This is a genomic window from Streptomyces speibonae (assembly GCF_984686075.1).
The window spans coordinates 5698225-5724846 of sequence record NZ_OZ480260.1 but is presented as its reverse complement, the minus strand read 5'-3'; the positions used below and the strand labels follow the sequence as shown (position 1 = coordinate 5724846).

The 26622-nt window shown below is 71.8% G+C and carries 20 protein-coding genes and 1 tRNA gene; 5 read left to right on the top strand and 16 right to left on the bottom strand.

Annotated elements, in window-relative coordinates; genetic code table 11:
- Nucleotides 1-202 precede the first annotated feature (202 nt).
- The 6 genes from AC5L3C_RS25580 to AC5L3C_RS25555 all read right to left on the bottom strand — a co-directional run bounded on the left by AC5L3C_RS25580 (nt 203) and on the right by AC5L3C_RS25555 (nt 4660).
- Nucleotides 203-275: transfer RNA gene (locus AC5L3C_RS25580), tRNA-Ala, on the bottom strand.
- 531 nt (nt 276-806) lie between these two features.
- Complete coding sequence (locus tag AC5L3C_RS25575; RefSeq protein ID WP_493654024.1) at nt 807-1481, bottom strand: histidine phosphatase family protein; 675 nt, start codon at nt 1479-1481, stop codon at nt 807-809.
- Nucleotides 1472-1918 carry a ribosome silencing factor gene (gene rsfS, locus AC5L3C_RS25570; protein WP_493651086.1) on the bottom strand — a complete coding sequence of 149 codons (447 nt, stop codon included), beginning with the start codon at nt 1916-1918 and terminating at the stop codon, nt 1472-1474. Before rsfS ends, AC5L3C_RS25575 begins: the two co-directional genes overlap by 10 nt.
- Nucleotides 1919-2021: 103 nt before the next feature.
- Nucleotides 2022-3776 (bottom strand): LCP family protein, encoded by a 1755-nt coding sequence (locus tag AC5L3C_RS25565; RefSeq protein WP_493651084.1) that lies wholly within the window; start codon nt 3774-3776, stop codon nt 2022-2024.
- Nucleotides 3777-3792: 16 nt separating this feature from the next.
- On the bottom strand, nt 3793-4431 hold the full coding sequence (nadD, locus tag AC5L3C_RS25560) for a nicotinate-nucleotide adenylyltransferase (RefSeq protein WP_125506540.1): 639 nt from the start codon (nt 4429-4431) through the stop codon (nt 3793-3795).
- A 64-nt stretch (nt 4432-4495) separates the two neighbouring features.
- Nucleotides 4496-4660, bottom strand: coding sequence for a hypothetical protein (locus tag AC5L3C_RS25555; protein ID WP_164555723.1), 165 nt, complete (start codon nt 4658-4660; stop codon nt 4496-4498).
- 349 nt (nt 4661-5009) lie between these two features.
- Here AC5L3C_RS25555 and AC5L3C_RS25550 point away from each other — a divergent pair, with 349 nt between their 5' ends.
- Entirely contained in the window at nt 5010-6125 is a 1116-nt protein-coding gene (locus AC5L3C_RS25550) for a M48 family metallopeptidase (RefSeq protein WP_493651082.1), read from the top strand.
- Between the two features lie 308 nt (nt 6126-6433).
- Here AC5L3C_RS25550 and AC5L3C_RS25545 read toward each other — a convergent pair whose 3' ends face one another.
- The 5 genes from AC5L3C_RS25545 to proB form a co-directional block, all read right to left on the bottom strand.
- Nucleotides 6434-7507, bottom strand: a complete 1074-nt coding sequence (locus tag AC5L3C_RS25545; RefSeq protein ID WP_493651081.1) for an SCO2583 family membrane protein — start codon at nt 7505-7507, stop codon at nt 6434-6436.
- Nucleotides 7508-7594: 87 nt separating this feature from the next.
- Complete coding sequence (locus tag AC5L3C_RS25540; protein ID WP_493651080.1) at nt 7595-8158, bottom strand: SCO2584 family spore wall biosynthesis protein; 564 nt, start codon at nt 8156-8158, stop codon at nt 7595-7597.
- A 113-nt stretch (nt 8159-8271) separates the two neighbouring features.
- The gene (locus AC5L3C_RS25535; RefSeq protein ID WP_493651079.1) at nt 8272-9558 is read right to left on the bottom strand and encodes a glutamate-5-semialdehyde dehydrogenase; all 1287 of its coding nucleotides are present in this window, start codon (nt 9556-9558) and stop codon (nt 8272-8274) included.
- A gap of 64 nt (nt 9559-9622) precedes the next feature.
- On the bottom strand, nt 9623-10081 hold the full coding sequence (locus tag AC5L3C_RS25530) for a DUF8830 family protein (RefSeq protein ID WP_493654023.1): 459 nt from the start codon (nt 10079-10081) through the stop codon (nt 9623-9625).
- A gap of 142 nt (nt 10082-10223) precedes the next feature.
- Nucleotides 10224-11402, bottom strand: a complete 1179-nt coding sequence (gene proB, locus AC5L3C_RS25525; RefSeq protein WP_493651078.1) for a glutamate 5-kinase — start codon at nt 11400-11402, stop codon at nt 10224-10226.
- A gap of 271 nt (nt 11403-11673) precedes the next feature.
- On the opposite strand from proB, the gene AC5L3C_RS25520 reads away from it, so the two are divergent.
- Nucleotides 11674-13776, top strand: coding sequence for a hypothetical protein (locus tag AC5L3C_RS25520; RefSeq protein ID WP_493654022.1), 2103 nt, complete (start codon nt 11674-11676; stop codon nt 13774-13776).
- On the opposite strand, the gene AC5L3C_RS25515 is transcribed toward AC5L3C_RS25520, so the two are convergent.
- Nucleotides 13718-14683, bottom strand: coding sequence for an alpha/beta hydrolase fold domain-containing protein (locus tag AC5L3C_RS25515; RefSeq protein WP_493651077.1), 966 nt, complete (start codon nt 14681-14683; stop codon nt 13718-13720). The two genes, AC5L3C_RS25520 and AC5L3C_RS25515, sit on opposite strands and share 59 nt — an antisense overlap.
- A gap of 49 nt (nt 14684-14732) precedes the next feature.
- Nucleotides 14733-15503: a meso-2,3-butanediol dehydrogenase gene (gene budC, locus AC5L3C_RS25510; RefSeq protein WP_493651076.1), complete on the bottom strand. Its 771-nt coding sequence runs from the start codon at nt 15501-15503 to the stop codon at nt 14733-14735.
- A gap of 137 nt (nt 15504-15640) precedes the next feature.
- On the opposite strand from budC, the gene AC5L3C_RS25505 reads away from it, so the two are divergent.
- Nucleotides 15641-16207 (top strand): TetR/AcrR family transcriptional regulator, encoded by a 567-nt coding sequence (locus AC5L3C_RS25505; RefSeq protein WP_493651074.1) that lies wholly within the window; start codon nt 15641-15643, stop codon nt 16205-16207.
- 225 nt (nt 16208-16432) lie between these two features.
- Here AC5L3C_RS25505 and galE read toward each other — a convergent pair whose 3' ends face one another.
- Complete coding sequence (galE, locus tag AC5L3C_RS25500; RefSeq protein WP_493654020.1) at nt 16433-17401, bottom strand: UDP-glucose 4-epimerase GalE; 969 nt, start codon at nt 17399-17401, stop codon at nt 16433-16435.
- A gap of 339 nt (nt 17402-17740) precedes the next feature.
- Here galE and AC5L3C_RS25495 point away from each other — a divergent pair, with 339 nt between their 5' ends.
- The gene (locus AC5L3C_RS25495) at nt 17741-19972 is read left to right on the top strand and encodes a bifunctional glycosyltransferase/CDP-glycerol:glycerophosphate glycerophosphotransferase (RefSeq protein ID WP_493651072.1); all 2232 of its coding nucleotides are present in this window, start codon (nt 17741-17743) and stop codon (nt 19970-19972) included.
- A gap of 24 nt (nt 19973-19996) precedes the next feature.
- Complete coding sequence (locus tag AC5L3C_RS25490; RefSeq protein ID WP_493651070.1) at nt 19997-23560, top strand: bifunctional glycosyltransferase/CDP-glycerol:glycerophosphate glycerophosphotransferase; 3564 nt, start codon at nt 19997-19999, stop codon at nt 23558-23560.
- Between the two features lie 95 nt (nt 23561-23655).
- On the opposite strand, the gene AC5L3C_RS25485 is transcribed toward AC5L3C_RS25490, so the two are convergent.
- Nucleotides 23656-24783, bottom strand: a complete 1128-nt coding sequence (locus AC5L3C_RS25485) for a glycosyltransferase family 2 protein (protein ID WP_493651069.1) — start codon at nt 24781-24783, stop codon at nt 23656-23658.
- A 373-nt stretch (nt 24784-25156) separates the two neighbouring features.
- Complete coding sequence (obgE, locus tag AC5L3C_RS25480) at nt 25157-26602, bottom strand: GTPase ObgE (RefSeq protein WP_493651068.1); 1446 nt, start codon at nt 26600-26602, stop codon at nt 25157-25159.
- Nucleotides 26603-26622: the final 20 nt, after the last annotated feature.

Sequence of the window (26622 nt, the reverse complement as noted above, 5' to 3'; positions counted from 1 at the left end):
ACAACTCCCTCCCGTCGGGCCGCGCCCCCTTCCGGTCGTTTGATTCTGCCACGACCGGGCCAACACGGTCAGCGACGCCGGGGTACCGGTCAGGACACGGCACGGCGCCTCGCAGAGGTATACGCCTCAGGGACCGGTCCTGCTCATCTGCGGACAACGAAAAAATCCCGCCTCCCTGGGAGGAGGCGGGATCTTCGTCATGTGGAGCTAAGGAGAATTGAACTCCTGACCTCCTGCATGCCATGCAGGCGCTCTACCAACTGAGCTATAGCCCCGAGCCACACGGTGTGACCGTTTGGCGTTCCGTCCCGCTCGGCGGGCCGAACAAGAAGAACTTTAGCCTGCCACCTGCCAGAAAGTGAAATCCGCCCCCGCACCGGTTCACCCACCCCCCGCCCCTCCCGGCCCCCGGCCCTCCGAGCCACGGCCCGACGGGCCCCGACGTGCCGGAACACGGTCCCCGAACCCGGGCCCAGGGCCGCCACGGCACCTCGCACGCGAGCGCTCCCGTGACGCCCGGCACCCCGCCCGCCCTCAGGGACCCGGGCCGTCCGATCACGGGCCCCTGGCCCCTCGAGACCGGCCCCACCGCAGAACCCCCGACGGAACCACGGGCCGCCTGGCCGCGCTCCTCGCTCCGGGTCACGCGCCCAGGCCGCCCGGCATGAGTCACCTCGGACGGCAGCGTCCCGGGCGCCTGACCGATGTGCCCGGACCACGCCGTCCCCGGCCTCCGGGTCCCGTACCGCACGGACACGGCCACGGAGGCCGGCCGCCGGGGACTGGGGTGGTGGCGCCGTGGGGGTTCAGTCGTCGTCGCCGAGGACCGGTTGGGGGAGGGTGCCGGCGTTGTGTTCCAGGAGGCGCCAGCCCCGGGCGCCCTCGCCGAGGACGGACCAGCAGCAGTTGGTGAGGCCGCCCAGGCTCTCCCAGTGGTGCGGGTCGAGGCCGAGCAGGCGGCCGATGGTCGTGCGGATGGTGCCGCCGTGGCTGACCACGACGAGCGTGCCGTCCTCCGGGAGCTTCTCGGTGTGCCGCAGGACAACGGGGGCGGCGCGGTCGGCGACCTCGGTCTCCAGTTCGCCGCCGCCCCGGCGGACGGGCTCACCGCGCTTCCACGCGGCGTACTCGTCGCCGTACCTGGCGATGATCTCGTCGTGCGTCAGGCCCTGCCAGACGCCCGCGAAGGTCTCCCGCAGCGCCTCCTCGTGGGTGACGTCCAGTCCGGTGAGCGCGGCCAGTTCGCCGGCCGTGGCGGCCGCCCGCTTCAGGTCGGAGGCGATGACCGCGTCGGGCCGCAGTCCGGCCAGGAGCCGGGCGGACCGGCGAGCCTGGGCGATGCCCTCCTCGGTGAGCTCGACATCCGTGGAGCCCTGGAACCGGCGCTCCACGTTCCAGGCCGTCTGACCGTGCCGCCACAGGATGACGCGGCGGCCCCGGCGCCCGGACCCGCGCACCTCACCGGTGGCGCTCACCGCCAGTCACCGCCCGCCTGCGCCGCCTCCTCGGCCTCTTGGAGCCTGGCGTGCTCGGCGGCCTTGCCGCGGGTCGCCTGGGCGTCCTCGGGCAGCTCCAGCTCGGGGCAGTCCTTCCACAGCCGCTCCAGGGCGTAGAAGACGCGCTCCTCGCTGTGCTGGACGTGGACGACGATGTCGACGTAGTCGAGCAGCACCCAGCGGGCCTCGCGGTCGCCCTCGCGGCGGACCGGCTTGGCGCCGAGCTCCTTGCTCAGCCGCTCCTCGATCTCGTCGACGATCGACTTGACCTGGCGGTCGTTGGGCGCGGAGGCCAGCAGGAAGGCGTCGGTGATGGACAGCACGTCACTGACGTCGTAGGCGACGATGTCGTGCGCGAGCTTGTCGGCGGCCGCCTGGGCTGCGGTACGGACGAGCTCGAGGGAACGGTCGGTTGCGGTCACTGCGTGGCTTTCGATCGGCGGTCACTTGACTCCAAGGGTCTCACGACCGCCGGGCGCACCCCACGTGATTGAGGGGGTGCGCCCGTGAAAGCGCCCGGCCGCGTTACGAGCCCGGGTCGTAGTCCTGGCCGAGGACGACCGAGACGCGGGCGTTCGCGGAGGTCTTGCCCTTGCTCACGGCGTCCGCGTCCAGCCCCAGGGTCTTGGCGACCTCGGCGGCGTTCGCCTTGTCCGCGGCGTCCGCGTAGACCACCTTCGACGTCGCCTGCGGGGCGTCGGCGGTGCCGGCCGAACGGAAGGTGAAGCCGCCGTTGAGGAGGACCACGCGGGCCTTCTCGGTGGAGTCGTCCGCGCCGGTGGCGTTGCGCACGGAGACGCTGACCGCGGCGTTCGGGTCGGGGCTCTTGGCGGTGCCGCCGAGGATGTCCTTGACCACGCTGTCGCTCGCCTCGGCGGTGAGCGTGCCGTCCTGCTGCACGGGCAGCAGCGCCGTCTTGTGGTCGCCGCCCTTGGCGAGGTCGGAGAGCCCGGCGAGGAAGGCGCCGAGGTCCTTGTCGGTGAGCGGCGGCTCGATGATCTGCCCGAGGGTCTGGATGGTGGTCGTGGCGGCGTCCGGCTCGGAGGTCAGCTTGCGCAGGACCCCGTGCAGCACCTGCCCGAACCGTTCCAGCTGGGCGTTCTGGGCCTCGTCGGAGCCCCGGTGGGTGGCGTAGGCGACGGCCATCTTGCCGCTGAGGGTCTGGCCCTTGCCCTTCTTGACCAGGGGGGCCTCGCCCTTCTTCTCCGCGTCCGGGTCGGGCACGTCCGTGTCGGTGTCGATCTCGATGTTGCCGACGAGGTCGACGAGGGTGAGCAGGAAGGGGGTGTCCAGCCGCCACGTGCCCTCGATGTCGGTGCCGAGGACGGTGTCGAGCGCGGTCCGGGTGCCCTCGGAGCCGTCGTCCTCGACGGACTTGGCGAGTGTGGTGGTGCTGCCGTCCTCGGCGGTGAGGGCGAGGGAGTTCGGCAGCAGGACGGTGGTGCCCTGCTTGGCGGTGGTGTTGTCGACCAGCAGGGCGGTGGCGGTGCCGCCCCGCTCGGTGTCGTGCAGATGGACGACGATCACGTCCCGCTTCTGGGCGCCCGCGGAGGTCGTGGTGCCGGTCTCCGTGCCGGAGGACAGTCCGGGCAGCTTCCCCGCGTACCAGAGGTAGCCGACACCGCCGGCCGCGACCAGGGCGAACACCACGACGAGGGCGACGATCCGGCTGCGGGCGCGGCGCCGGGCCTCCTCGCGCCGCTCGGTGCGGTTCTCGGTGAACTTGAGCCAGTCGATGACGTCCTCGGAGTCGTCGTCGGGCTCCTCGACGAAGGCGAACTGTTCGGTGTGGTACTCCCGGCCGCCGGGCTCGTCGGGGCCGTGCTCCTCGTCGACCGGGCCGGCCTGCTGCGGGATGTGCGCGGTCTGCTCGGTGACGCGGGGCTGCTGTCCGGTGCCGGGGGCGGCGGCGTGCGGGGCCTGCCCGTAGGGGTCGTACGACGGCTGCTGGTGACCGCCGGTGGCGTACGGGTCGTAGCCGTCGTAGGAGTCGTACGACGGGGCCTGGGGCTGCTGCGGGGCGGGGGTGCCGTGCGTCCCGTACGGGTCGTAGGACGGCTGCTGGTGGCCGCCCGTGGCGTACGGGTCGTAGCCGTAGCCCTGCTGCTGGTAGCCGTCGTACTGCTGGGGCTGCTGCGTCTGCTGGGACTGCTGGGCCTGCTGGTCCGTGGCCTGGCGGTAGACAGGCCGGCCGTACTCGTCGTAGCCGACGAGCTCGTACGGGGCTCCTCCCCCGTATCCCGCGTCGCCCCCGTATCCCGCGTCGTATCGGTCGTTCACCGGTGCCCCTCTCGGCTCACTCGCCGCGGTACAGCTGGCGCTTGTCGATGTAGCGCACGACTCCGTCCGGCACCAGGTACCAGACGGGTTCTCCCTTGGCGACTCTCGCACGGCAGTCCGTGGAGGAGATGGCGAGGGCGGGAACCTCCACAAGGGAGACACCGCCCTCGGGAAGCCCGGCGTCGGTCAGGTGGTGGCCGGGCCGGGTCACGCCGATGAAGTGTGCCAGGGAGAAGAGTTCCTCGCTGTCGCGCCAGGTGAGGATCTGGGCGAGGGCGTCGGCGCCGGTGATGAAGAACAGGTCCGTGTCCGGATTGAGTGCGCGCAGGTCGCGCAGGGTGTCCACGGTGTAGGTGGGGCCGCCGCGGTCGATGTCGATGCGGCTGACCGAGAACTGCGGGTTCTCGGCGGTCGCGATGACCGTCATCAGATAGCGGTCCTCGGCGGCGGAGACCGCGCGGTGGCTCTTCTGCCACGGCTGCCCGGTGGGGACGAACACCACCTCGTCCAGGTGGAACTGCGCCGCGACCTCGCTGGCCGCCACCAGGTGCCCGTGATGGATCGGGTCGAAAGTGCCGCCCATCACGCCCAGACGGCGCTTGCCCTGTGTGGCCGGGCCGCTGCCGGGGCCGGTAGGCATGTCCTGCTCTCCCATGCGTGCAGACCCTACCGGCCCCGCCTGAGCGCCCCGTCCGCCAGTGCCCCCGGGTGACCGGGGATCAGCGGTCGCGGTTGAAGCGGGTGGTGATCCACAGCAGGAGCAGCAGGGCGAACAGCGCCCCGCCGCCGGTGAGGTAGGGGCTCAGGCTCTCGTGGTTGCCGCCGTGCTCTCCGCCCTCGGCGGCGAGGGTGACCAACTGGGCGGCGGTGCTGGGGAAGCTCATCTCGGCAGAACCTATCGCGTGTGGGCGGGATAAAGACGTGCGTCCGCTCATCGTAAGCGGGCGCCTCGGCGGCGATCACGCCGACTCCGCCGTTGTGGGCGCGGCCGTCCCCGGCGCCGGGCAACCTCGCGCGGCGCTCAGTCGTCCTTCCGGCTGTGGCCGCGCAACAGCGGCCACGCGGTCGGCGCACCGCCCACCAGCATCACGACCAGAACGACCCGGAGCACTGTCCCGCACCTCCCCGGCTGTGGCGCCGCACTGCCCGTCCGCGGTATCTGCGCCTAGGCTGGGTATCGCCGCGGGGGAGCGAAGGGCCCGCACAGGTCACTCAGACGCCCATGGGGGAAACATGTCCGACGGCCATCAGCACAACGGGCACGAGAACGTGCCGAGCAGGCAGCGCAGGCGCTTCCCCGGGATCTCCTCGCGTGCGTACGAACATCCGGCCGACCGCTCCGCGCTGGTGGCGCTGCGGAAGCTGAGCGGCTTCGACACGGTCTTCAAGGCGCTGAGCGGGCTGCTGCCCGAGCGCAGTCTGCGGCTGCTGTTCCTGTCCGACTCGGTGCGCGTCTCCGACCGGCAGTTCGCCCACCTCAACGACATGCTGCGGGACGCCTGCTACATCCTGGACCTGGAGAAGGTCCCGCCGATGTACGTCAACCAGGACCCGAATCCGAACGCCATGTGCATCGGCCTGGACGAGCCGATCATCGTGGTGACCACGGGGCTGGTGGAGCTGCTCGACGAGGAGGAGATGCGGGCGGTCATCGGGCACGAGGTCGGGCACGCGCTGTCCGGGCACTCCGTGTACCGGACGATCCTGCTGTTCCTGACGTCGCTGGCGGTCCGGGTCGCGTGGATCCCGCTGGGCAACTTCGCGATCATGGCGATCGTGACGGCGCTGCGTGAGTGGTTCCGCAAGTCGGAGCTGTCCGCGGACCGGGCGGGGCTGCTGGTCGGGCAGGACCTGACGGCGTCGATGCGCGGCCTGATGAAGATCGCGGGCGGCAACCACCTGCACGAGATGAACGTGGACGCCTTCCTGGAGCAGGCCGACGAGTACGAGGCCGGGGGTGATCTGCGCGACTCCGTGCTGAAGATCCTCAACGTGATGCCGCGCTCGCACCCGTTCACGACGGTGCGCGCGGCCGAGCTGAAGAAGTGGGCGACATCCCGCGACTACCAGCGGATCATGGACGGCCACTACCCGCGCCGTGACGAGGACAAGGACGCCTCGGTGCGCGACTCCTGGCGGGAGTCGGCGAGCAGCTACGCCGGTGAGGTGAAGAACTCCAAGGACCCGCTGATGAAGCTGGTCAGCGACATCGCGGGCGGCGCCGGCGACCTGGGGGGCCGGGTCCGCCGGGGCTTCGGCGGCTTCGCGTCGGGCCCGAAGCAGGGCCCGCGTGACACGGACACCCCGACGGACACGGCCAACGGCGACTCCCCCCGCGACGACACGTGAGATTCCCCGCGAGCGGGACCTGAGATCCCCCCGCGCGGGGGCCCGCCTGAGGCCCGCCGTGCGACGGCGCCCGGGCTCCCGCCGGGTCCCGGCACCGGAGTGCCGTGCACGAGCCGGCCACGGGCCGGGGCCTGACGAGCGCCCACGGGCCGGGGTCCAAACCCCCGGCGCAACGGCGCCCGGAGTTCCCCGGGTCACAACGTCCGGTCCGCGGCACCGGAGTGCAAGTCGCCTGCCAGCCGCGCGACGCGACGCTTGGAATCCCCGCGTCACGGTGTCCGAGGTTCGTCGGGCGTGGGGAGGGGTGTTCACGGGGTGGGTTGGGCCTCGGGGGCCAGGGCTCCGCACAGGGCGGGGGCTGTGTCCGTGGTGTAGGGGTCGGTGCCGGCCGGTTCGTTCCGTTCGGCCTTCTGGCCGGCGAGGAGCGGGCGCAGGCGGGCGGTGGTGTCCTGCGCGCAGGACAGGGGCCCGGCCTGGACCCGGGCGGTGACGAGTTCCGCCTGGTGCAGGCGCAGGTCGTCGTGGTCGAAGCGGAACTGCAGTGCCCGGCGGACCGTGAACAGGGACGCCTCGGCGTTCCCGCCGGAGTCCGCCGGGCGCAGCGCGTAGACGAAGGTGTGGTCGGTGGTGACCTCGAGGGTGCCGGAGTCGGCTTCGGCGGCCTGCATGGTGCCGTGGGCCCGGATGCCGTCGTCGGCCAGTTCCACGTGGGCGGGGTCGAAGCGGACCAGCCATCCGGTGGGCGCGTGCCGGCCGTCGCCGGCGGGCCGGTCGAAGCTCCGGTCGAACTGCTCCAGCTGGCCGGAGTCGACCAGCACCCGCACGGGGCGGGTCTCGCCGCCGGTGAGCACGCCCGGGTCGAGGGAGGACCGTACGACGTAGTCCTTGGCGGTGAGCAGGGCGGCCACCACCTGGTCGTCGGAGAAGTGCGCGGTGTGCCGGGAGGCCGGGAGGGGCACCCCCTCGGCACCGGCGCGGAACTGGGCCGCCGGACTGCTTGCGTACAGGCGTTCGACGTCGGCGGTGCCGGGCACCTCGCCCTTCGGCGCGAGCGGGACGACGGTCATCCGCAGCGGCTCGGCGGGCGCGTCGGCGACGGGGGTCCGGTAGGGGTGGCGGACGCCCATGTAGACGGCGGTGCCGAAGGCCACCGCGATCAGCAGGACCAGGACCAGCGCCTGCCGGGACAGTCCGCTCCGGCGCCGGGGCGGGCGGCGGCGCACGGCCGGGGCGTGGTCGGTGATGCGCTCCTGGGCGGAGTACTCCTGGAGCCGGGCAGCGCGGACGAAGGACTCGTCGAAGACGACGGACCTGTACTCGTCCTCTCCGCCTCCCGGGGCTCCCTCGGGCGTCCCCTCGGGCGGATCCGAAGGCCCTCCCATATCTTCAGGGTAGGTTCGGCGAGGGCCCGGTAAACGCCCCGCCGGACCGGAACTTCTGACAGGTCCCCACCAAGCCGGCGGCGGGTCTCACGGGGTGCCCGGCGGGATCACCGGGACGGTCGGCCGGGAGTAGTCCGCCGACGCGGAGGGGGTCGCCGCTCCGCCGCGGTCCACGCCGGTGGAGGCGGGCGGCGGGACCGGGTCCTGGCGGTTGGACGAGGAGCCCCGGTAGACCGCCGAGAAGGCGAGCGCCACCATGCCGATGCCCATCACCAGGGCGAGCACCCAGGCGACGGGGCGGTGCCAGCGCACCGGCCCGCCGTAGCCGCCCGGGGAGCCGTGCTCGTCCTCCAGGGCGTCGGCGTCGTCCCAGTCGTCGTCGCCGTGGCCGCCCCGGTAGCCGCGGTAGCCGTCGTCGTAGCGCTCGCCGCGGGCACGGCCCCGGCGGGCCTCGGCCTCGGAGGCCTCGGCTCTCGCCTCGGCGGCGGCCAGGAGGCGTTCGACGGCGGTCGGCTCGTGCACCTCGGCCGCACGTACGAAGGCCTCGTCGAAGACCACGGAGGCGAACTCTTCGTCCGACACCCCGCGGTCGTGGTCGTCGTCGGGCTCCCAGCCGTCAGGGAACGGCGTGCCCCCCACGTCCTCCGGCACGGATCCAGAGTAGACCTGGGGGGTCAATTTGGGCAGACGGTATGGAAATTCATCCGGCTGCTGAGACCGCCCCTGAGACGCCCCCGGCCACGACTCCCCCGCGCGGCCGCCCGTCAGCGCCGTACGTGGCCGTCGCCCGTGACGATGTACTTCGTGCTGGTCAGCTCGGGCAGGCCCATCGGGCCGCGGGCGTGCAGCTTCTGCGTGGAGATGCCGATCTCGGCGCCGAAACCGAACTGGCCGCCGTCGGTGAACCGGGTGGAGGCGTTCACCGCGACCGTGGTGGAGTCCACCAGCTGGGTGAACCGGCGGGCCGCCTGCTGGGACGTGGTGACGATGGCCTCGGTGTGGCCGGAGGTCCACAGCCGGATGTGCTCGACGGCCCGGTCGAGCGAGTCGACGACGGCGGCGGCGATGTCGTAGGACAGGTACTCGGTCTCCCAGTCCTCCGTGGTGGCCTCCACGACGGAGGCGCGGGAGTCCTTGGCGTACGCCATCACGCGCTCGTCGGCGTGCACGGTCACCCCGGCGTCGGCGAGGGCGTCCAGGGCGCGGGGCAGGAACTCGGCGGCGATGTCCTGGTGGACCAGGAGGGTCTCGGCGGCGTTGCACACGCCGACCCGCTGGGCCTTGGAGTTGACCAGGATCTCCACGGCCATGTCGAGGTCGGCCTGCGCGTCGACGTAGACGTGGCAGTTGCCGGTGCCGGTCTCGATGACCGGGACGACGGACTCCTGGACCACCGTGTTGATCAGGGAGGCGCCGCCGCGCGGGATGAGCACGTCGACCAGGCCCCGGGCGCGCATCAGCTCGCGCACGCTCTCGCGGCTCTCGCCGGGCACCAGCTGGACGGCGTCGGCGGGCAGCCCCGCGCCGTGCACGGCGTCGCGCAGCACCCGCACCAGCGCGGTGTTCGACCGGTACGCCGAGGAGGAGCCGCGCAGCAGGACCGCGTTGCCGGACTTCAGGCAGAGGGCGGCGGCGTCCACGGTCACGTTCGGCCGGCCCTCGTAGATGATCCCGACGACGCCGAGCGGCACCCGGACCTGGCGCAGATCGATGCCGTTGGGCAGCGTGGAACCGCGCACGACCTCGCCGACCGGGTCGGGCAGCGCGGCCACGTCCCGTACGTCGGCGGCGATGGCGCGCACGCGTTCCGGGGTGAGGGTGAGCCGGTCGATCATTCCCTCGCTGGTGCCGGCCTCGCGGGCCTTCGCCACGTCCTGGGCGTTGGCCTCGACGATCTCGCTCGTGCGGACCTCCAGCGCGTCCGCGATGGCGAGCAGCGCGTCGTCCTTGGTCGCGCGCGGCAGCGGCGCGAGCGTGGCGGCGGCGCCCTTGGCCCGGTAGGCGGCCTGGTTGACCGGGGACATCGAGTCGTACGGCGAGAGCGTGGTCATGCAAGGAAGGGTAGTGCGGCCGGACGGCGGCACCGGCCTTCATCCCGAACCATGAGACACGGGTTCAAAACGGGTGGACACCGACAGGGGTGGCCAGGACCGGCCCGTTCCCCGCGGCGACGCGCTGGTGGTAGGTGGCCCGGTCGATGACCTCGAGGCCGACGATCTCCCAGGGCGGCAGGCCCGCGGTCTGCCGGTGCTCGCCCCACAGGCGCAGCGCCACGGCGGCCGCGTCGTGCAGGTCGCGGGCCTCCTCCCAGTAACGGATCTCCGCGTGGTCGTCGGCGTAGCGGCTGGTGAGCAGGAAGGGATGGTCGTGGGCGAGCTGCTCCAGGGCCCGCCGCACCTCACCGGCCGGGGCCGGCGCCCCGGAGACGCTGAGGGTGACGTGCCACAGGCGCGGCAGGTCGGGAGGCTCGCCGCCCGGGAAGCGGTCACCGGACGCGACGCTGGTCAGGGCGCGCTCGTCGCCGGCCGCACGGGAGCCGGAACCACCGCGAGACGCCGTCGTACCGGGGCGCACTCGTCTCACGGCGGCCTCCTCCATACGCGGACCGCCCGGGGGTCGGGCGGGCTTGTCCCTTGCGACAAAGTTGAGCAGGCCGCCGCGGATCGCGGGGCACTTTTGCGGAACGTCCACCACCGAGGGCGGACGTTTCGGCCCATTACGGATGCAGGACCACCAGATCGTCCCTGTGTACGACCTCGCGTTCGTACCCCGGTCCGAGCTCCCGGGCGAGTTCGCGGGTGGAGCGGCCGATCAGGAGGGGGATCTCCTTGGCGTCGAAGTTGACCAGCCCCCGCGCCACGGCCCGCCCCTCGCGGTCCCGCAGCTCCACCGGGTCGCCCGCGCTGAAGTCGCCCTCGACGCCCGCGATCCCGGCCGGCAGCAGGGACTTGCGGCCCTGCACGACCGCGCGCACGGCACCGTCGTCCAGGGTGAGCGCGCCCCGCGGGGTGGAGGCGTGCTGGAGCCAGAGCAGACGGTCGGCGGAGCGGCGGCCGGTGGGGTGGAAGTAGGTGCCGGTGTCGCCGCCGGAGAGGGCCTCGGCCGCGTGCACCGCGCTGGTCAGCACCACCTGGATCCCGGCGGCGGCGGCGATCCGGGCCGCCTCGACCTTGGTGACCATGCCGCCGGTGCCCACGCCCGCCCTGCCGGCGCTGCCGATCTCGACGTGGGCGAGGTCCCCGGGGTGCCTGACCTCCGCTATGCGGGAGGTGCCGGGGCGGGCGGGGTCGCCGTCGTAGACGCCGTCCACGTCGGACAGCAGCACCAGCAGGTCGGCGCGGACCAGGTGGGCGACGAGGGCGGCCAGCCGGTCGTTGTCGCCGAAGCGGATCTCGTCGGTGGCCACGGTGTCGTTCTCGTTGACGACCGGGAAGGCGCCCATCGCCAGCAGCTTGTCGAGGGTGCGCGAGGCGTTGCGGTGGTGGGCGCGGCGGCTCATGTCGTCGCTGGTCAGCAGCACCTGGCCGACCCGTACGCCGTAGCGGGCGAAGGAGGCGGTGTAGCGCGCGACCAGCAGGCCCTGGCCCACGCTGGCGGCGGCCTGCTGGCGGGCGAGGTCGGTGGGGCGGCGGCGCAGCCCCAGCGGGGCGAGCCCGGCGGCGATGGCACCGGAGGAGACCAGCACCACCTCGCGCTCGCCCCTGCCCACCCGTCTCCCGCCACCACCCTCAACCGAGGTGCGGGCCACCCCCTCGTTTCTGGTCTTGGCCAGGACGTCCACGAGGGCGTCCACCCGGTCGGCGTCCAGACCGCCCGCCGCGGTGGTCAGCGACGACGAGCCGACCTTGACGACGATCCTGCGTGCCTCGCCCACGGCCTGCCTCGCGCCTGCCACCTTGCCGCCCGTCCCCTCGTGCCGATCACTTCACCCGTCACGCAATCTACGCGAAGCGGAGCGAAGGCCGCTCGGCGGTCCAGGGTCCGGGACGGCGGGCCGCGACGCACGGCCGGTCCGCGCGCCGGCGCTTCCCGGACACGCGCGTGTCGTCCGGCGGCCGACGGGCGTTAACCCGGCGCACGCCTCTGACGACCCTGGAGTGACCGCAGTGCCCCATCCCACGTCCCGTCGGCGGTTCAGGGCGGGATTCCGCCGCCACCGCTTCCCACTGCTCCGTCCGCCCGGCCGTACCGTCCTCGCCAAGGCGCTGGTGGCGGCCGCCCTCGTCGGCGCCTGCGCGGTCCAGGCCGTCGCCGCCCTCGCGCCGCACCTGCCGCTGCTGGTCGCCGCGACCGTGCTGTCCCTGGTCGTCGAGGGTGCGCTGTACCGCTGGCAGCGGGGTCTGCTGTCGGTGTTCGCGAAGGCCCACGCGGACCTCACCGTGCGCCACGTGGTGCGCGATCTGCTGCTGGTCGTGGGGCTGCTGCGGCTCGGGGAACAGGACCGGGAGACGCGGTACGCGGTGGTCGTCGCGGGGCTGCTCGCGTTCTACGCCCTGCACTGCGCGGTCCAGGCGGTGTCGGTGCTGGTCCGCCGTACCCGCACGCTGCCCGTGGTGACCCGGAACATCGACGCCTCCGCGCTGCGGCTCTCCCCCGCCCCGCCGGCCCTGCTGCGCCGGCCCGGGCACCGGCTGCTGGTGTTCGGCCTGCCCGCGACGGCCGGACTGGCGGCGACGGCGGCGACCGACGACATCCGCTGCGCGGCGGCCGGTGTCGCGCTGTCGCTGGCCCTGGCCCTCGCCGGGCTGGCCGTCCTGCTGCTGCGGCTGCTCCCCGGGCGGCGCCCGGCCGGCGAGCAGGAGGTGCTGGACTGGTTCGACGCTTGGCTGGCGGAGTACCGGCCGACGGTCGGGCTGTACTTCTCCGGTGGGGTGGCCTCCGCCTACCAGGCCGACATGTGGCTGGAGCCGCTGGCCCGGCTGGACGCCCGGCCGGTCGTCATCCTGCGGGAGCGGTTCATGGTGCCGAGGATCGCGGCGACCGACATCCCGGTGGTGTGCCTGCCGAAGGTGCCCACGCTGATGCGGCTCGAGCACTCCACGCTCCAGGTGCTCCTGCACCCCTCCAACTCCGGCAAGACCTCGCAGGTGCTGCGCATCCCCACGATCAAGCACGCCTTCGTCAACCACGGGGAGAGCGACAAGCTGTCGTCGTGCAATCCCTACGCCAAGGCGTACGACGAGGTGTGGGTGGCCGGTCCGGCGGCGCGCGAGCGGTACGCGCTGGCCGACGTGGGCGTCGAGGACAAGGACGTGGTGGAGATCGGCCGGCCCCAGCTGGACGCCGTACGCCCCTACGCGGGCCCGCCGGCCGGGCGCCCGACGACCGTGCTGTACGCGCCGACCTGGGAGGGCTGGGACGGCAACCCGGGCAACACCTCGGTGATCGCCGCCGGGGAGAACCTCGTGCGGGCGCTGCTCGCGGACCCGGGCGTGCGGCTGCTGTACAAGCCGCACCCGCTGACCGGCTCGGTGGACCCGCGGGCGGCCGCCGCAGACCGCCGCATCCGGGAGCTGATCCACGCGGCGAACCGCTCGCGCTCCTGTGCGCCCTCTCCGGAACTGCTCCGTCTCACCGCCGAGTTGGACCGGCTCACCACGGCCGGGTTCCGGGCGGGCGCCGACCAGGTCGAGCGGATGCTCGCCCAGTCCGCCCCCGCACCGGGCCGGGCGGAGGCGGTGGCACGGGCGACGGCGGACTGGGAGGCGGCCTACTGGGCGTCGCTGCCGGACGACGCGCACCGGATCGTCGACGACGCCCGCCCCTCGCTCCACTCCTGCTTCAACGTCGCCGACCTGCTGATCAGCGACGTGTCCAGCGTCATCACCGACTTCCTGGCCGGCGGCAAGCCGTACGCCGTCACCAACACCGGCGACCTGCCGGAACCGGCGTTCCGCGCGGCCTTCCCCACGGTGACGGCGGCCACCGTCCTGACGCCTGACGCGGCGGGGGTCCCGGCCCTGCTGGATACGGTCCGGCATCCGGAGAAGGACGAACTGGCGGCGGCTCGCACGGAGTTGAAACTACGGCTGCTGGGCCCGGCGCGCCCTTCCTCCCAGGAGCGCTTCGCGGCGGCGGTGACGGCGCTGTGCGCCAGGTCCGGCGAGCACCGGGCACGGCAGCGGACCCGGTCCGCGGCGGGCATCCCCGGGCCCCGGGGCACGGCCGAGGCGTCGTCGCCCGCGCCCTCGGACCCGCCGGCGGGGGCGGCTAGCCGTGGAGGTGGCGGCGCAGATAGTCGTGCCAGGTCTGTTCGAACGCCTTCGTGAGGCCGGAGTCCGGGGCGAACACGTCCCAGGCGTGGAAAGCGTGCGAGTACAGGTGCAGGTCGACCGGGACACCGGCGGCGATCAGCCGGCGCGCGAAGTCGATGTTCTCGTCGCGGAAGACGTCGTACTGGGCCACGGCGAGGAAGGTGTCCGGCAGACCCGCCACATCGGTGGCGCGGCCGGGGGCGCTGTAGGGGTGGACGTCGGGTGCGCCCGCGCGGTCGCCCAGTACGGCGGCCCAGGCGTACAGGTTCTCCCGGCGGTCGTAGACGCCGACGTCGACGATCTCGTGGCTGGACGGGGTCTCGTTGCGGTCGTCGAGCATCGGGTAGTTCAGCGACAGCAGCCGCGGCGGCCGGTCGCCCCGGTCGCGGGCCATGAGCGCGGCGGCCGTGGCGGGCGCCCCGCCGCCGCTCGCCCCGGCGAGCCCGACCCGGTCCGGGAGGATCCCGTGCTCGGAGGCATGCGCGGTGAGGTGGGTGAAGGCGAGGTAGCCGTCCTCGGCCGCGCCCGGGGCCCGGGTCTCCGGGGCCAGCCGGTAGTCGACCACGGCCAGCACGATGTCCAGCCGCAGGGCCAGGTCCGCGGCATAGGTGTGGAAGAAGGGGTCGTGGGCGCTGCCGAGGACCTGCCCGCCGGCGTGGAAGTAGAGCAGGCACGGGCGCGGCCGGTCCGGGCTGCCGGGGTGGACCATCACCACGTCGAGGACGGTTCCGTCCGCGCGCGGTATGCCGAGCGTTTCGCTCTTGATCCGCGGGTCCGGTTCGGGGGCCGGCACCTGGGCGGCGATCGCGTCGGCCTGGGCGCGGACGGCGGGGATGTCGGAGAAGTCCAGGAGGCCGCCGTTCGGGCCCTTGGGCAGGGCGTCCAGCGCGGCGGCGAGTTCGGGGTCGAGGTCGTACGTCATCGTCGTGGGTCCTTGTGTCGAACGGGGGATGTCAGAAAACGGGGGGTGGTCAGAACAGGGGCGGCTGGCCGCTGGCTGCGGTGATGCCGCCGTCGACGGGCAGCACCGCCCCGGAGATGAAGCGGGCGTCCTCCGAGGCGAGGAAGGCGACCGAGGCGGCGATGTCGGCCGGGGTGCTGCAGCCGGTCAGGGCCCGACGCGGGTTGAACCGCTCGACCAGATGCCCGGCGTCGGGGTGGTCGGCGGCGTGCTCCTCGCCGAGGGTCAGGGAGGGGGCGACGGCGTTCACCCGGATCCCGAAGCGTCCGAGGTCGTACGCGAGGCCGCGGGTGAAGTTCACGACGGCGCCCTTGGACGCGTTGTAGGCGGTGAGCCGCCGGTCGCCGCCCAGGCCGGACGCGGAAGCGATGTGGACGATGGTGCCCCGGGTCCGCTTCAGGTGCGGCAGCGCCGCCCGTGCCCCGAAGTAGCAGGCGTCGATGTTGGTGCTCATGACCAGCCGCCAGTCGTCGGGGGTGGTCTCCTCGAACTCCTTCACCACGCTCAGGCCCGCGTTGGACACCAGCACGTCCAGGCCCCCGAACCGCCGCACGGCGGCCTCGGCCATCGCCTCCACGGCCTCCGGGCGGGTGACGTCGGTGGCGACCGCGAGCGTGTGCTCCTTGCCCAACTCGGCCGCGAGCGCGTCCAGTCGGTCCTTGCGCCGGGCCGCGAGCACCACGTTCGCCCCCTCCTGGGCGAACCGTCTGGCGAGGCCGATCCCGATCCCGGAGCTGGCACCGGTGACGACCACGGTCCTTCCGCCGAATCGCTGTTCCATGCGCGGACCCCTCACTGATCATGAGTCACAGTGTGACACTTTTATCGTCAGGCTCTGACGTTTGTATAGTCAGACTCTGACACATGAAACGTCAAGGTGTGACGGTCCACGAGGGGGCACGGTGATAAGGTCGGCGCATGCCGAGAAGAGGGGACGTGGCGCGTCGGCGGCTTCAGCAGGCCGCACTGGAGCTGTTCACCGAGCAGGGCTTCGATCAGACGTCGGTCGAGGCCATCGCCTCGCGCGCCGGTGTGACGGAGCGCACGGCGTACCGCCATTTCGCCGACAAGCGCGAGATGCTCTTCGACGGGGAACAGGAACTGCGCGAGGCGCTGGTCCAGGCCGTCGCGGCCGTCCCGCACGGCACGAAACCGCTGCCGACCCTGCGCGCCGCCTTCTACGCGACCGTGCCCCTGTGGGAGCGCAACCGCCCCTTCAGCGAGCCCACGGCACGGCTCATCGCCGCGACGCCCGCACTGCGGGAACGCTCACTGACCAAGAACGCCAACCTGGCGGACGCGCTGACCGAGGCCCTGCGGGCCCGCGGCGTCGACGCGCGGACCGCGCCCCTGTGCGCCCAGGTCGCCATCGACACCCTCGTCATCGCGATGCGCCGCTGGACGGACGAGCCGTCCGTCTCCCTCCACGATCAGATCGAGCAGGCCTTCCGCGAGCTGCGGCTCGCGGCCGCCGTACTCAAATAACCACGCGGACCCCGGCCGGGAGGGATGGCCGGGGTCCGCTTCGGGGTGGGATCGCGGTGTCTAGTGCCCCGACAGGCAACGTTCGCCCCGTCGCGACGCCCGGCACGCACTCTCGCCGCACCGGCCGAAAACCCAAGTACGTCCAGTACGAGGACTTCCGGCCGGCACGCCGAGAGCACGCACCGGACGCCGCTCCTTGACGGGCAAACGTTGCCTGCCGCGGCACTAGTGGCGGTACCGCCACCCCTGCCACGCCGACTCGATCATCTCGTCCAGGCCGTGCCGGGCCGTCCAGCCCAGTTCCTCGCGGATGCGGTCCGCCGAGGCGACCACGCGGGCCGGGTCGCCGGCGCGACGGGCCGTCACCTCGGGGACGACGTTCTCGTTGCCGGTGACCTTGAGGATGCGGTCGACCATCTCGCGAACCGAACTGCCCTCGCCCCGCCCGATGTTCAGGGTGAGCGCGGTGCCCTCGGGGGCCTCGTCGAGGCGGCGGGCGGCCGCCAGGTGGGCGGAGGCGATGTCCAGGACGTGGATGTAGTCGCGGACGCAGGTGCCGTCGGGGGTCGCGTAGTCGTCGCCGAAGACGCGCGGCGCCTCGCCGGCCTCCAGCCGCTCGAAGACCATGGGGACGAGGTTGAAGACCCCGGCGTCGGACAGCTCCGGGGAGGCCGCGCCCGCCACGTTGAAGTAGCGCAGGGAGGCGCCGCGCATGCCGTACGCGGTGGCGGCCGCCCTGATCAGCCACTCGCCGACGAGCTTGGTCTCCCCGTACGGGCTCATCGGCGCGCAGGGAGTGTCCTCCGTGACGAGGTCCACATCGGGCATGCCGTAGACGGCGGCGGAGGAGGAGAAGACGACCTTGTCGACGCCGGTGGCGGACATGGCCTCAAGGAGCGTCTGCACGCCGGTGACGTTCTCGCGGTAGTAGTGGAGCGGCCGCTCCACGGACTCGCCGACCTGCTTCTTGGCCGCGATGTGCACGACTCCTGTCACAGCATGGTCACGAATTGCCTGCTCCAGCGGTTCACGGTCCACGACGCTGCCGACGACGAGAGGCACTCCGTCCGGCACCCGGTCCCTGCTGCCCGTGGACAGGTCGTCGTAGACGACCACGGACTCGCCGCCGTCGCGCAGGGCACGCACCACATGCGCGCCGATGTATCCGGCTCCACCGGTGACCAGCCAGCTCATCCTCATGCCTCCAAGGTCGCAGTCACTGCATGCAGAGTGTTCCGCGGGACCCGGAAAATCGAATCCGGCCATTGCGGCAGAACGACACATACGGTTTGCTTCGGACGTTCAGAGGTCGCACAGCATACGCACAGCGACGAACAAGAAGCTCCTGGATTCGGTCGATTACGTCACTGGCCGGTCGCCGTGCGTCCGGCCACCTCGCCCACGGAAACTTCGCATGAATCCTTTACGCTGATGCGGCGACGCCCTCCAGGTCCATGGATGCCCGGAGCGCGGCCGGGCCCCAAGCCCAAGGCAAAGCGCGCACGCGGTCAGTTCTCGGAACAGGTTGTAAGGATGCCCAGACTCTCTCTCGTTGTCCCTGTGTACAAGGTGCAGGGTTATCTGCCCGAGTGCCTGGATTCCCTTCTCGGACAGGACTACACGGACTTCGAGATCATCGCCGTCGACGACTGCTCGCCGGACGGATCGGGCGCCGTCCTGGACCAGTACGCGGCGAGAGACCCGCGTATTCATGTGATTCACCTCACCGAGAACGTGGGGCTGGGTCGCGCGCGCAACGCGGGTCTGGAGCGGGCCGAGGGCGACTACGTGCTGTTCCTGGACAGTGACGACACCCTGTCCGACGGAGCGCTGGCGGCGATATCCGACCGCCTCGACGCCACCGGGGACCCCGAGATACTCGTCTACGACTACGCCCGCACCTACTGGGACGGCGAGGTCCGGCCCAACCAGCGGGCGGACCTGCTCAAGAGCGGGGGCCCGGACGTCTTCCGCCTCGCCGACCGCCCCGAGCTGCTCAATCTGCTCCAGATCGTCTGGAACAAGGCCTACCGCCGCGACTTCATCGAGCGCACCGGCCTCACCTTCCCCCCGGGCTACTACGAGGACGCCCCCTGGACGTTCTGCTCGCTGATCAGCGCCGAGCGCATCGCCGTACTGGACCGCGTCTGCGTCCTGTACCGGCAGCGCCGTGAGGGCGGGAACATCCTCAAGACGGTCAGCCGCAAGCACTTCGACGTCTTCGACCAGTACCGCCGGGTCTTCGACTTCATCGCGGCGCACCCGGAACTCGACGAGTGGCGCGGGCCGTTGTTCCGCAAGATGGTCGACCACTACCTGACCGTGCTGGAGCGTCCGGGCCGGCTGCCGCAGTCGGCCCGCGCGGAGTTCTTCCACCGCGCCTCGGCCGACTACCGCGCCCACCGGCCCGAGGGGTTCCAGCGCCCGGCCGGCGGCCGCGGCCACAAGTACGCGATGCTGGAGCGTGACGCGTACGCGGCCATGGCCGGTGCCACCGCCGCCGTGAAGTTCCGGCGCAGGGTCAAAAACCGCGCGGCGGCCGCGATCGGCCGCTCCAAGCGCAGCGCGGTCGGCATGTTCTACCAGTCGCAGCTGCGGCTCCCGCTCGACGAGAACCTCGCGCTGTTCTCCGCCTACTGGAGCCGCAGCGTCTCCTGCAACCCCGCGGCCATCGACGCCGAACTGGCCCGCCTCGCCCCCGGGATCCGCCGGGTGTGGGCGATCCGGGCGGACGCCGTGGACACGGTGCCCGAGGGTGTCGAGTACGTCCGGGTCGGCTCGCGGGAGTACTGGGCGGCCGTGGCACGTGCCAAGTACCTCGTGAACAACGTGAACTTCGCGGACTCGGTGGTGAAGCGGGAGGGCCAGATCCACCTCCAGACGCACCACGGCACCCCGCTGAAGACGATGGGCCTGGACCAGCAGAAGTACCCGGCCTCCACCCACATGAACTTCGAGAAGCTCCTCGAGCGGTGCGACCGCTGGGACTTCAGCATCAGCTCCAACAGCTTCTCCACCGCCGTGTGGGAGCGGGTGTACCCCTGCTCGTACACCACCCTGGAGACCGGCTACCCGCGCAACGACTTCCTGGTGAACGCCAAGGCCGAGGACGTCCGCCGGGCCCGCGAGGCACTGGGACTGACCGCCGGCACCCGGGCCCTGCTGTACATGCCCACCCACCGCGAGTACCAGCCCGGTTTCACCCCGGCCCTCGACCTCGCGCGGCTCGCCGAGGAGCTGGGCCCCGACGTGACGCTGCTGATCCGCGGCCACTACTTCTACGGCAGCTCCCCCCACGTCGACGAACTGCGCCGCAGCGGCCGCATCGTCGACGTGTCGGGCCACGGCCGGGTGGAGGAGCTGTACCTGGCCGCCGACGCGCTCATCACGGACTACTCGTCGGCGATGTTCGACTACGCGGTCCTCGACCGGCCGATCATCATCTACGCCCCCGACTGGGACATCTACTCCGCGGTCCGCGGCACCTACTTCAACCTGCTGGAGGAGCCGCCCGGTGTGGTGGCCACCACCCAGGCCGAGCTGATCCGGCTGCTCGGCTCGCGGGAGTACGAGTCGGCGGACGCCGCCGAGCGCCGCGCCGGGTTCCGGCTCCGTTTCTGCGAGTTCGACGACGGCCACGCAGCCGAAAGGGTGGTGCGGCGCGTCTTCCTCGGCGAGGAGAGCACGCTGCCCTTCGTCCCGTTCACCGAACGCCCCCACGCACCGACCCCCGACCAGGCGCTCGAGCTGGTCGAGCGGGCCTGACCCCCGGAAGGAGACCACCAAGCCATGGCCCCTCGGCTCAGTGTCATCGTCCCCATCTACAACGTCGAGCGCTATCTGCCCGCGTGCCTGGACTCGCTCGCCGCGCAGACCTTCCGGGACATCGAGGTCCTGATGGTCGACGACGGCTCCCCCGACGGCTCCGCCGCCATCGCCGAGGCGTACGCGGACCGCGACGAGCGCTTCAAGCTGATCCGCAAGGAGAACGCCGGACTCGGCGCGGCCCGCAACACGGGCATCCAGCACATGTCGGACGAGTCGGAGTACCTCACCTTCGTCGACAGCGACGACCTCATCCCGCCGGACGCCTACCGGCAGATGCTCGCCAGCCTGGACGAGTCCGGTTCGGACTTCGCCACCGGCAACGTCTTCCACCTCAAGGGCGAGAAGACGTGGCAGGTGCCGCTGCTGAAGATGCTGGCCGGCGAGGCCCGCAAGCGCACCCACATATCCAGGAACCCGAAGCTCATAGCCGACCGTATCGCCTGCAACAAGATCTTCCGGCGGAGCTTCTGGGAGCGGGAGGGCTTCGTCTTCCCCGAGGGCATCCTCCACGAGGACATCCCCGTCGTCCTGCCCGCCCACTACCGGGCCGAGGCCGTCGACGTCATCGGTGAGCCGACGTACTTCTGGCGGCTGCGCGAGGGCGAGTCGGCCCCCTCGATCACCCAGCGCCGCAAGGAGCCCCAGGCCATCCGCGACCGGGTCACCGCGGTCAGCATGGTCAGCGACTACCTCTCCCAGCAGACGGGCCCCGAGTTCGCCGAGTACAAGCGCCAGTACGACGACCGGGTGCTCCGCGACGACCTGCGGCTGTTCATGCGGGTGCTGCCGGACGCCACCGTCGAGTTCCACGAGGCGTTCCTGGAGGCGGCCAACCGCTACCTCGACATGGTCGACCCGAAGATCGTCTTGGCGCTGCCGACGGATCTGCGGGTGCAGTGGCTGCTGGTCCGCAAGCACGCCATGCCCGAGCTGATCGCCCTGCTGGCCTCGCAGCGCCGCAAGGAGCCGGTGGAGGTCTCCGGCACCTTCCGCAAGTACGCCAGCTTCCGCACGCTGGAGGAGAGCGGCCTCGAGCTGCCGAAGTCGGCGCTGCGCATCGACGGCGACCTGGACCTGCGCGCCCCGCTGCGCTCGGTGACCTGGCAGGACGGCAAGCTGGTGCTGTCCGGCGACGCCTACATCGACAAGATCGACGTGTCCGCCAAGCGGAGCAGCGTCAAGATCGTCCAGCTGAAGCGCAACGGCTCGCGCCGGCGCGTCTTCCTGCCGGCCAAGAACGTCCACCGGCCCGAGTGCACCACCGACTCCAACCAGCAGCGGTACAACTACGACTGGGCGGGCTGGGAGCTGGCCCTCGACCCGGCGAAGCTGCGCAAGGGCGGCACCTGGCAGGAGGGCCTCTGGCACGTCGGCATCAACGTCTACGCCTCCGGTCTGGTGCGCCGCAGCGGCGTCTGGGCGCGCGGCGGTTCGGCCGCGAACTTCCCGCCGTACCAGTGGCTCGACGACGACTTCCGGCTGCTGCCGACCGTGGAGCGCAGCGCGCTCAAGCTGCGCGTCGAGAAGGTGCGCGCCCTGATCACCGACCGCCGCCTTGACGGCGACGCGGTGGAGATCAGCGGTGAGATCCGCGTCCCGCTGAAGAGCGGGGAGACGGTGACGTTCCGTCTGAGCCACAACAAGAGCGGCGAGATACGCACCTACTCCGTCGAGACCGCCCAGCAGGGCAGCACGACGACGTTCCGTGCGCGGGTGCCGCTGGCGGACGTGGCCCTGCTGAGCACCAGCACGGTCGACGACCAGGCCCAGCCGGACCGCCGCCGGTGGAGCACGATGCTGGTGGCCACCGCCGGGGACGGCACGGAGCGCCAGTTCAGCAGCGTCGTCCGGGAGGGCCTGGAGGACCTCTCCTTCGACCTGCCGGACTCCTTCGGCGAGGAGGGCGCCCACCGTGAGATCGCCCTGACCTCCGGCCACAACGGCTATCTGAAGATCACCGGCCGGACCCGCCGGGCCGTGATCACCGACCTCCGCCTGGAGAGCGGCAAGCTCGTGGTGCGCGGCCGCGGCAGCCGGGCGCTCATCGGCTCCGACCTCGTCCTGAAGGCGACCAACCGCTACGACGAGCGCACGGCGCCCGCCGAGTGGTCCGCGGACGGCACGTTCACCGTGGCCTTCGACCCGTCGGTGATGGGCGGCTCCGGTCAGGTGCCGCTGAAGGCGGGCCGCTGGAACCTGCTGCTGCGCTCCTCGGACGGGAACGTCCCGGACGCCGAGTTCGTCATCGACCGGCTGGCCCTGCCCCGGTTCCCGCTCCACAGCGAGCTGGGCGGCCGCCGTTACTGGTTCGAGAACCGCTGGAGCGACTACCCGCAGCTCAACTGCCGCTCCGAGCTCAGCGACCTGGAGCGCGGCCCGTACCGCCAGCTCCAGCTGCGCCGCGAGGTGTACGAGGCCGGCCGCCGGCAGCCGCTGCGCGACCAGGTGTTCTTCCTCAGCTACAACGGCAAGCAGTACTCCGACAGCCCGCGGGCGATGCACGAGGAACTGCTGCGCCGCGGCAGTGACCTGAAGTTCCTGTGGGCCGTGCGCGACGGGCAGGTGGTGCTGCCGCCCACCGCGGACAAGGTGCGCATGTGGGGCCGTGAGTGGTTCGAGGCGCTGGCCACCTCCCGGTACATCGTCACCAACGGGCACCTGCCCGAGTGGGTGGAGCGGCGGCCCGGCCAGGTCATCGTGCAGACCTGGCACGGCACGATGCTGAAGAAGATCGGCCACGACATCGAGACGCTGTACTTCGACCGCGAGTACCAGAACCGGCTGGCGCTCGAGGCGAAGAACTGGAGCCTGCTGGTCTCCTCCAACCGGTTCTCCACGCCGATCCTCAAGCGGGCCTTCTCCTACGACGGGGAGATCCAGGAGGCCGGTTACCCGCGCAACGACTACCTGTACTCGCCCGACCGCGACAAGATCGCGGAGAAGGTGAAGGAGACGCTCGGCATTCCGGGCGGCAAGAAGGTCGTGCTGTACGCGCCGACCTGGCGGGACGACCAGTCGCACAGCGCCGGGCAGTACCTGTTCGATCTGCGGATCGACCTGGAGGACGCCCGTCGCCGTCTGGGTGACGACCATGTGCTGCTGATCCGGCGGCACTCCAACGTCGTCGACGCCGTGCCCGGCGCCGGCAACGGCTTCGTGTGGGACGCGTCGGAGTACCCGGACATCGCCGACCTGTACCTGGCGGCGGACATCATGATCACGGACTACTCGTCGGTGATGTTCGACTACGCCCACCTGAAGCGGCCGATGCTGTTCTTCACGTACGACCTGGAGCACTACCGGGACACGCTGCGGGGCTTCTACTTCGACTTCGAGAAGGACTCGCCCGGGCCGCTGATCTCCACCTCGGAGGAGCTCGTCACGGCGATCCGCGACATCGACAAGGTGTCGGAGGAGTACGCGGAGCGGTTCGAGCGGTTCCACCACCTGTTCTGCGACCTCGACGACGGCGAGGCCTCCAAGCGGGTCGTGGACCGGATGCTCGAGCAGGCCAAGGAGGTCTGAGCGGGTTCCGCTCCCTGGAGCACGAAAGGGCGACGGCCGGACGGGATACGTCCGGCCGTCGCCCTTTCGCGTGTTCCCTCTGCGGCCCTCCCGGCTCAGCGCCCGCCCTTCCCCGCGGCGGGGCGGGTGCGGGCGGCCAGCGCGACGGTCAGGGCGCGGATCCGGCCCCGCAGCCGCGGCGCGGCGTGCGGTACGGGGGCGGGGGCCGGAAGCTCCGGAGCCGGGCGCGGCCGGGGCACCAGGGCGCACAGCGCGGTGATCTCCTCGACCGCCCCCTCGGTGAGCAGCAGGCAGCGCAGCCGGGAGAGCGGCGGCAGCTCGGCCACCAGCTCCTGCGGGACGTACTCGCGCAGCAGCTGCCCGGCGAGCTTCACATGCAGGGTCCGGGCCTCGTCCGGCAGCTCGGCGAAGGGCTCCTTGAACCGGCCGAGGATCTCCAGGGTGAGCCACCGGTACAGCAGACCGTTGCGCCGGCTGCCGGGCGGCACGTGCTCCACGACCACGTCCAGGACGTTGCGCAGGTTGGCGTAGAAGACGGCCGGGTCGGGGACCTCGTGGGTCAGATGCGGGAAGCCGTCCCGGTGGATCAGGTGGTAGCAGTCGTAGTCGGCCACCACGGACATGGACCGGGCGTGCAGATAGGCCGGGACGACGAACATCTGCTCCTCGGCCAGCCGGACCCCCTCGGCGAACCGCAGCCGGTGCTCCTCGACGAGGGAGCGCCGGAACAACTTGTGCGCGGTGAGGGTCCACACGGCCTTGCAGGAGAAGAGGTCCCCGCCCGCGACGTTCTTGCGGAACGGCGTCACCGGCGCCTTGCGGCCCACTCCCCTGATGCGTCCGAGCACCACGTCGGAGTCGTCGCGCCGGGCGGCCCCCACCATCCGCTCCAGCGCCTCGGTGCCCAGGCGGTCGTCGGGATCGGCGAAGAACAGGAACTCACCGGTGGCCTCCTCGATGCCCCGGTTGCGCGGCCCGCCCGGCGCCCCGGTGTTCTCCGCCAGCCGCACGACCCGCACCCGCCCGGGGTGCCGTGCCGCCCAGGCGTCCAATAAGTCCGCGCTGTCGTCCGTGGACGCGTCGTCCACGGCGACGATCTCGAGGTGCTCGAATCCCAGGGACTGGTCCGCGATCGACCGCAGACATTCCTCGAGATGCTCCCCCGCGTTGTAGACCGGTATGACCACCGAAACGGTGGGCCCCGATACGGTCTCGGTATGCACTGTGCCCTCCCCCACGAGCAGCGTTTCCGATCACCGTAACCCCCGTTTTCGCGCGTCCCGTCTCAACAGCCCGGCAACCGCCGCAAGATTTCGTAACAGCTGACGCTCCGTCAATTTACGTCCCTGCGGCCGGACACGGCGGCGGACATGGCGGTGCCCCGGGCCGATGTACCGGCCCGGGGCACCTCTCGCACGGGGCGTGCGCGGGCTAGTGCCCCGGCAGGCAACGTTCGCCCCGTCGCGACGCCCGGCACGCACTCTCGCCGCACCGGCCGAAAGCCCAAGTACGTCCAGTACGAGGACTTCCGGCCGACACGCCGAGAGCACGCACCGGACGCCGCTCCTTGACGGGCAAACGTTGCCTGCCGCGGCACTAGAACGGCTCGAAGCCGTCGTACTCGCGTTCTGCTTCGTCGCGTTCGGCCTGGCGGTCTCGGCGGCGTTGGGCGGCGGGGCGGGGGGCCTCGAAGCGGTGGTCCTCGCCCCGGCGGCCGAGCATTTCCGCGCCGGCGGTGACGGTCGGCTCCCAGTCGAAGACGACGGCGTTCTCCTCGGGGCCGATGGCCACGCCGTCGCCCGAGCGGGCGCCGGCCTTCATCAGTTCCTCCTCGACACCGAGGCGGCCCAGCCGGTCGGCGAGGTAGCCGACGGCCTCGTCGTTGTTGAAGTCGGTCTGGCGGACCCAGCGTTCGGGCTTCTCGCCGCGCACCCGGAACAGCGGCTCCCCGCCGACCTCCTCGCGGGTGACGGTGAAGCCGGTGTCGTCGACCGCCTGGGGACGGATGACGATGCGGGTCGCCTCCTCCTTCGGCTTGGCGGCGCGCGCCTCGGCCACCAGCTCGGCGAGGGCGAAGGACAGCTCGCGCAGCCCGGTGTGGGCCACGGCGGACACCTCGAAGACGCGGTAGCCGCGCTCCTGGAGGTCCGGCCGCACCATCTCGGCGAGGTCCTTGCCGTCCGGCACGTCGATCTTGTTGAGGACGACGATCCGCGGCCGGTTGTCGAGACCGCCGTACTGCCGCAGCTCCTCCTCGATGACGTCGAGGTCGGAGACGGGGTCGCGGTCGGACTCCAGGGTGGCGGTGTCCAGCACGTGCACCAGCACGCTGCACCGCTCGACGTGCCGCAGGAACTCCAGGCCAAGACCCTTGCCCTGGCTGGCGCCCGGGATCAGCCCCGGCACGTCGGCGATGGTGTACACGGTCGAACCGGCGGTGACCACACCGAGGTTGGGCACCAGCGTGGTGAACGGGTAGTCGGCGATCTTCGGCTTGGCGGCGCTGAGCACGGAGATCAGGGACGACTTGCCGGCACTGGGATAGCCCACGAGCGCCACGTCCGCGACGGTCTTCAGCTCCAGGACGATGTCGTGGAGGTCCCCCGGCTCGCCGAGCAGCGCGAACCCGGGCGCCTTACGGCGCGCCGAGGCGAGGGCGGCGTTGCCGAGCCCGCCGCGTCCGCCCTGGGCGGCGACGTAGGAGGTGCCGTGCCCGACGAGGTCGGCCAGGACGTTGCCCGCCTTGTCGAGCACCACGGTGCCGTCGGGCACGGGCAGGACCAGGTCCTGGCCGTCCTTGCCACTGCGGTTGCCGCCCTCGCCGGGCTTGCCGTTGGTGGCCTTGCGGTGCGGCGAGTGGTGGTAGTCGAGCAGGGTGGTCACGGACTGGTCGACGGTGAGGATCACATCGCCGCCGCGTCCGCCGTTGCCGCCGTCGGGCCCGCCGAGCGGCTTGAACTTCTCGCGATGGACGGAGGCACAGCCGTGGCCTCCGTTACCCGCGGCGACATGCAGCTCGACGCGGTCCACGAAGGTGGTCATGGAATGTGCCTCCAGTTACT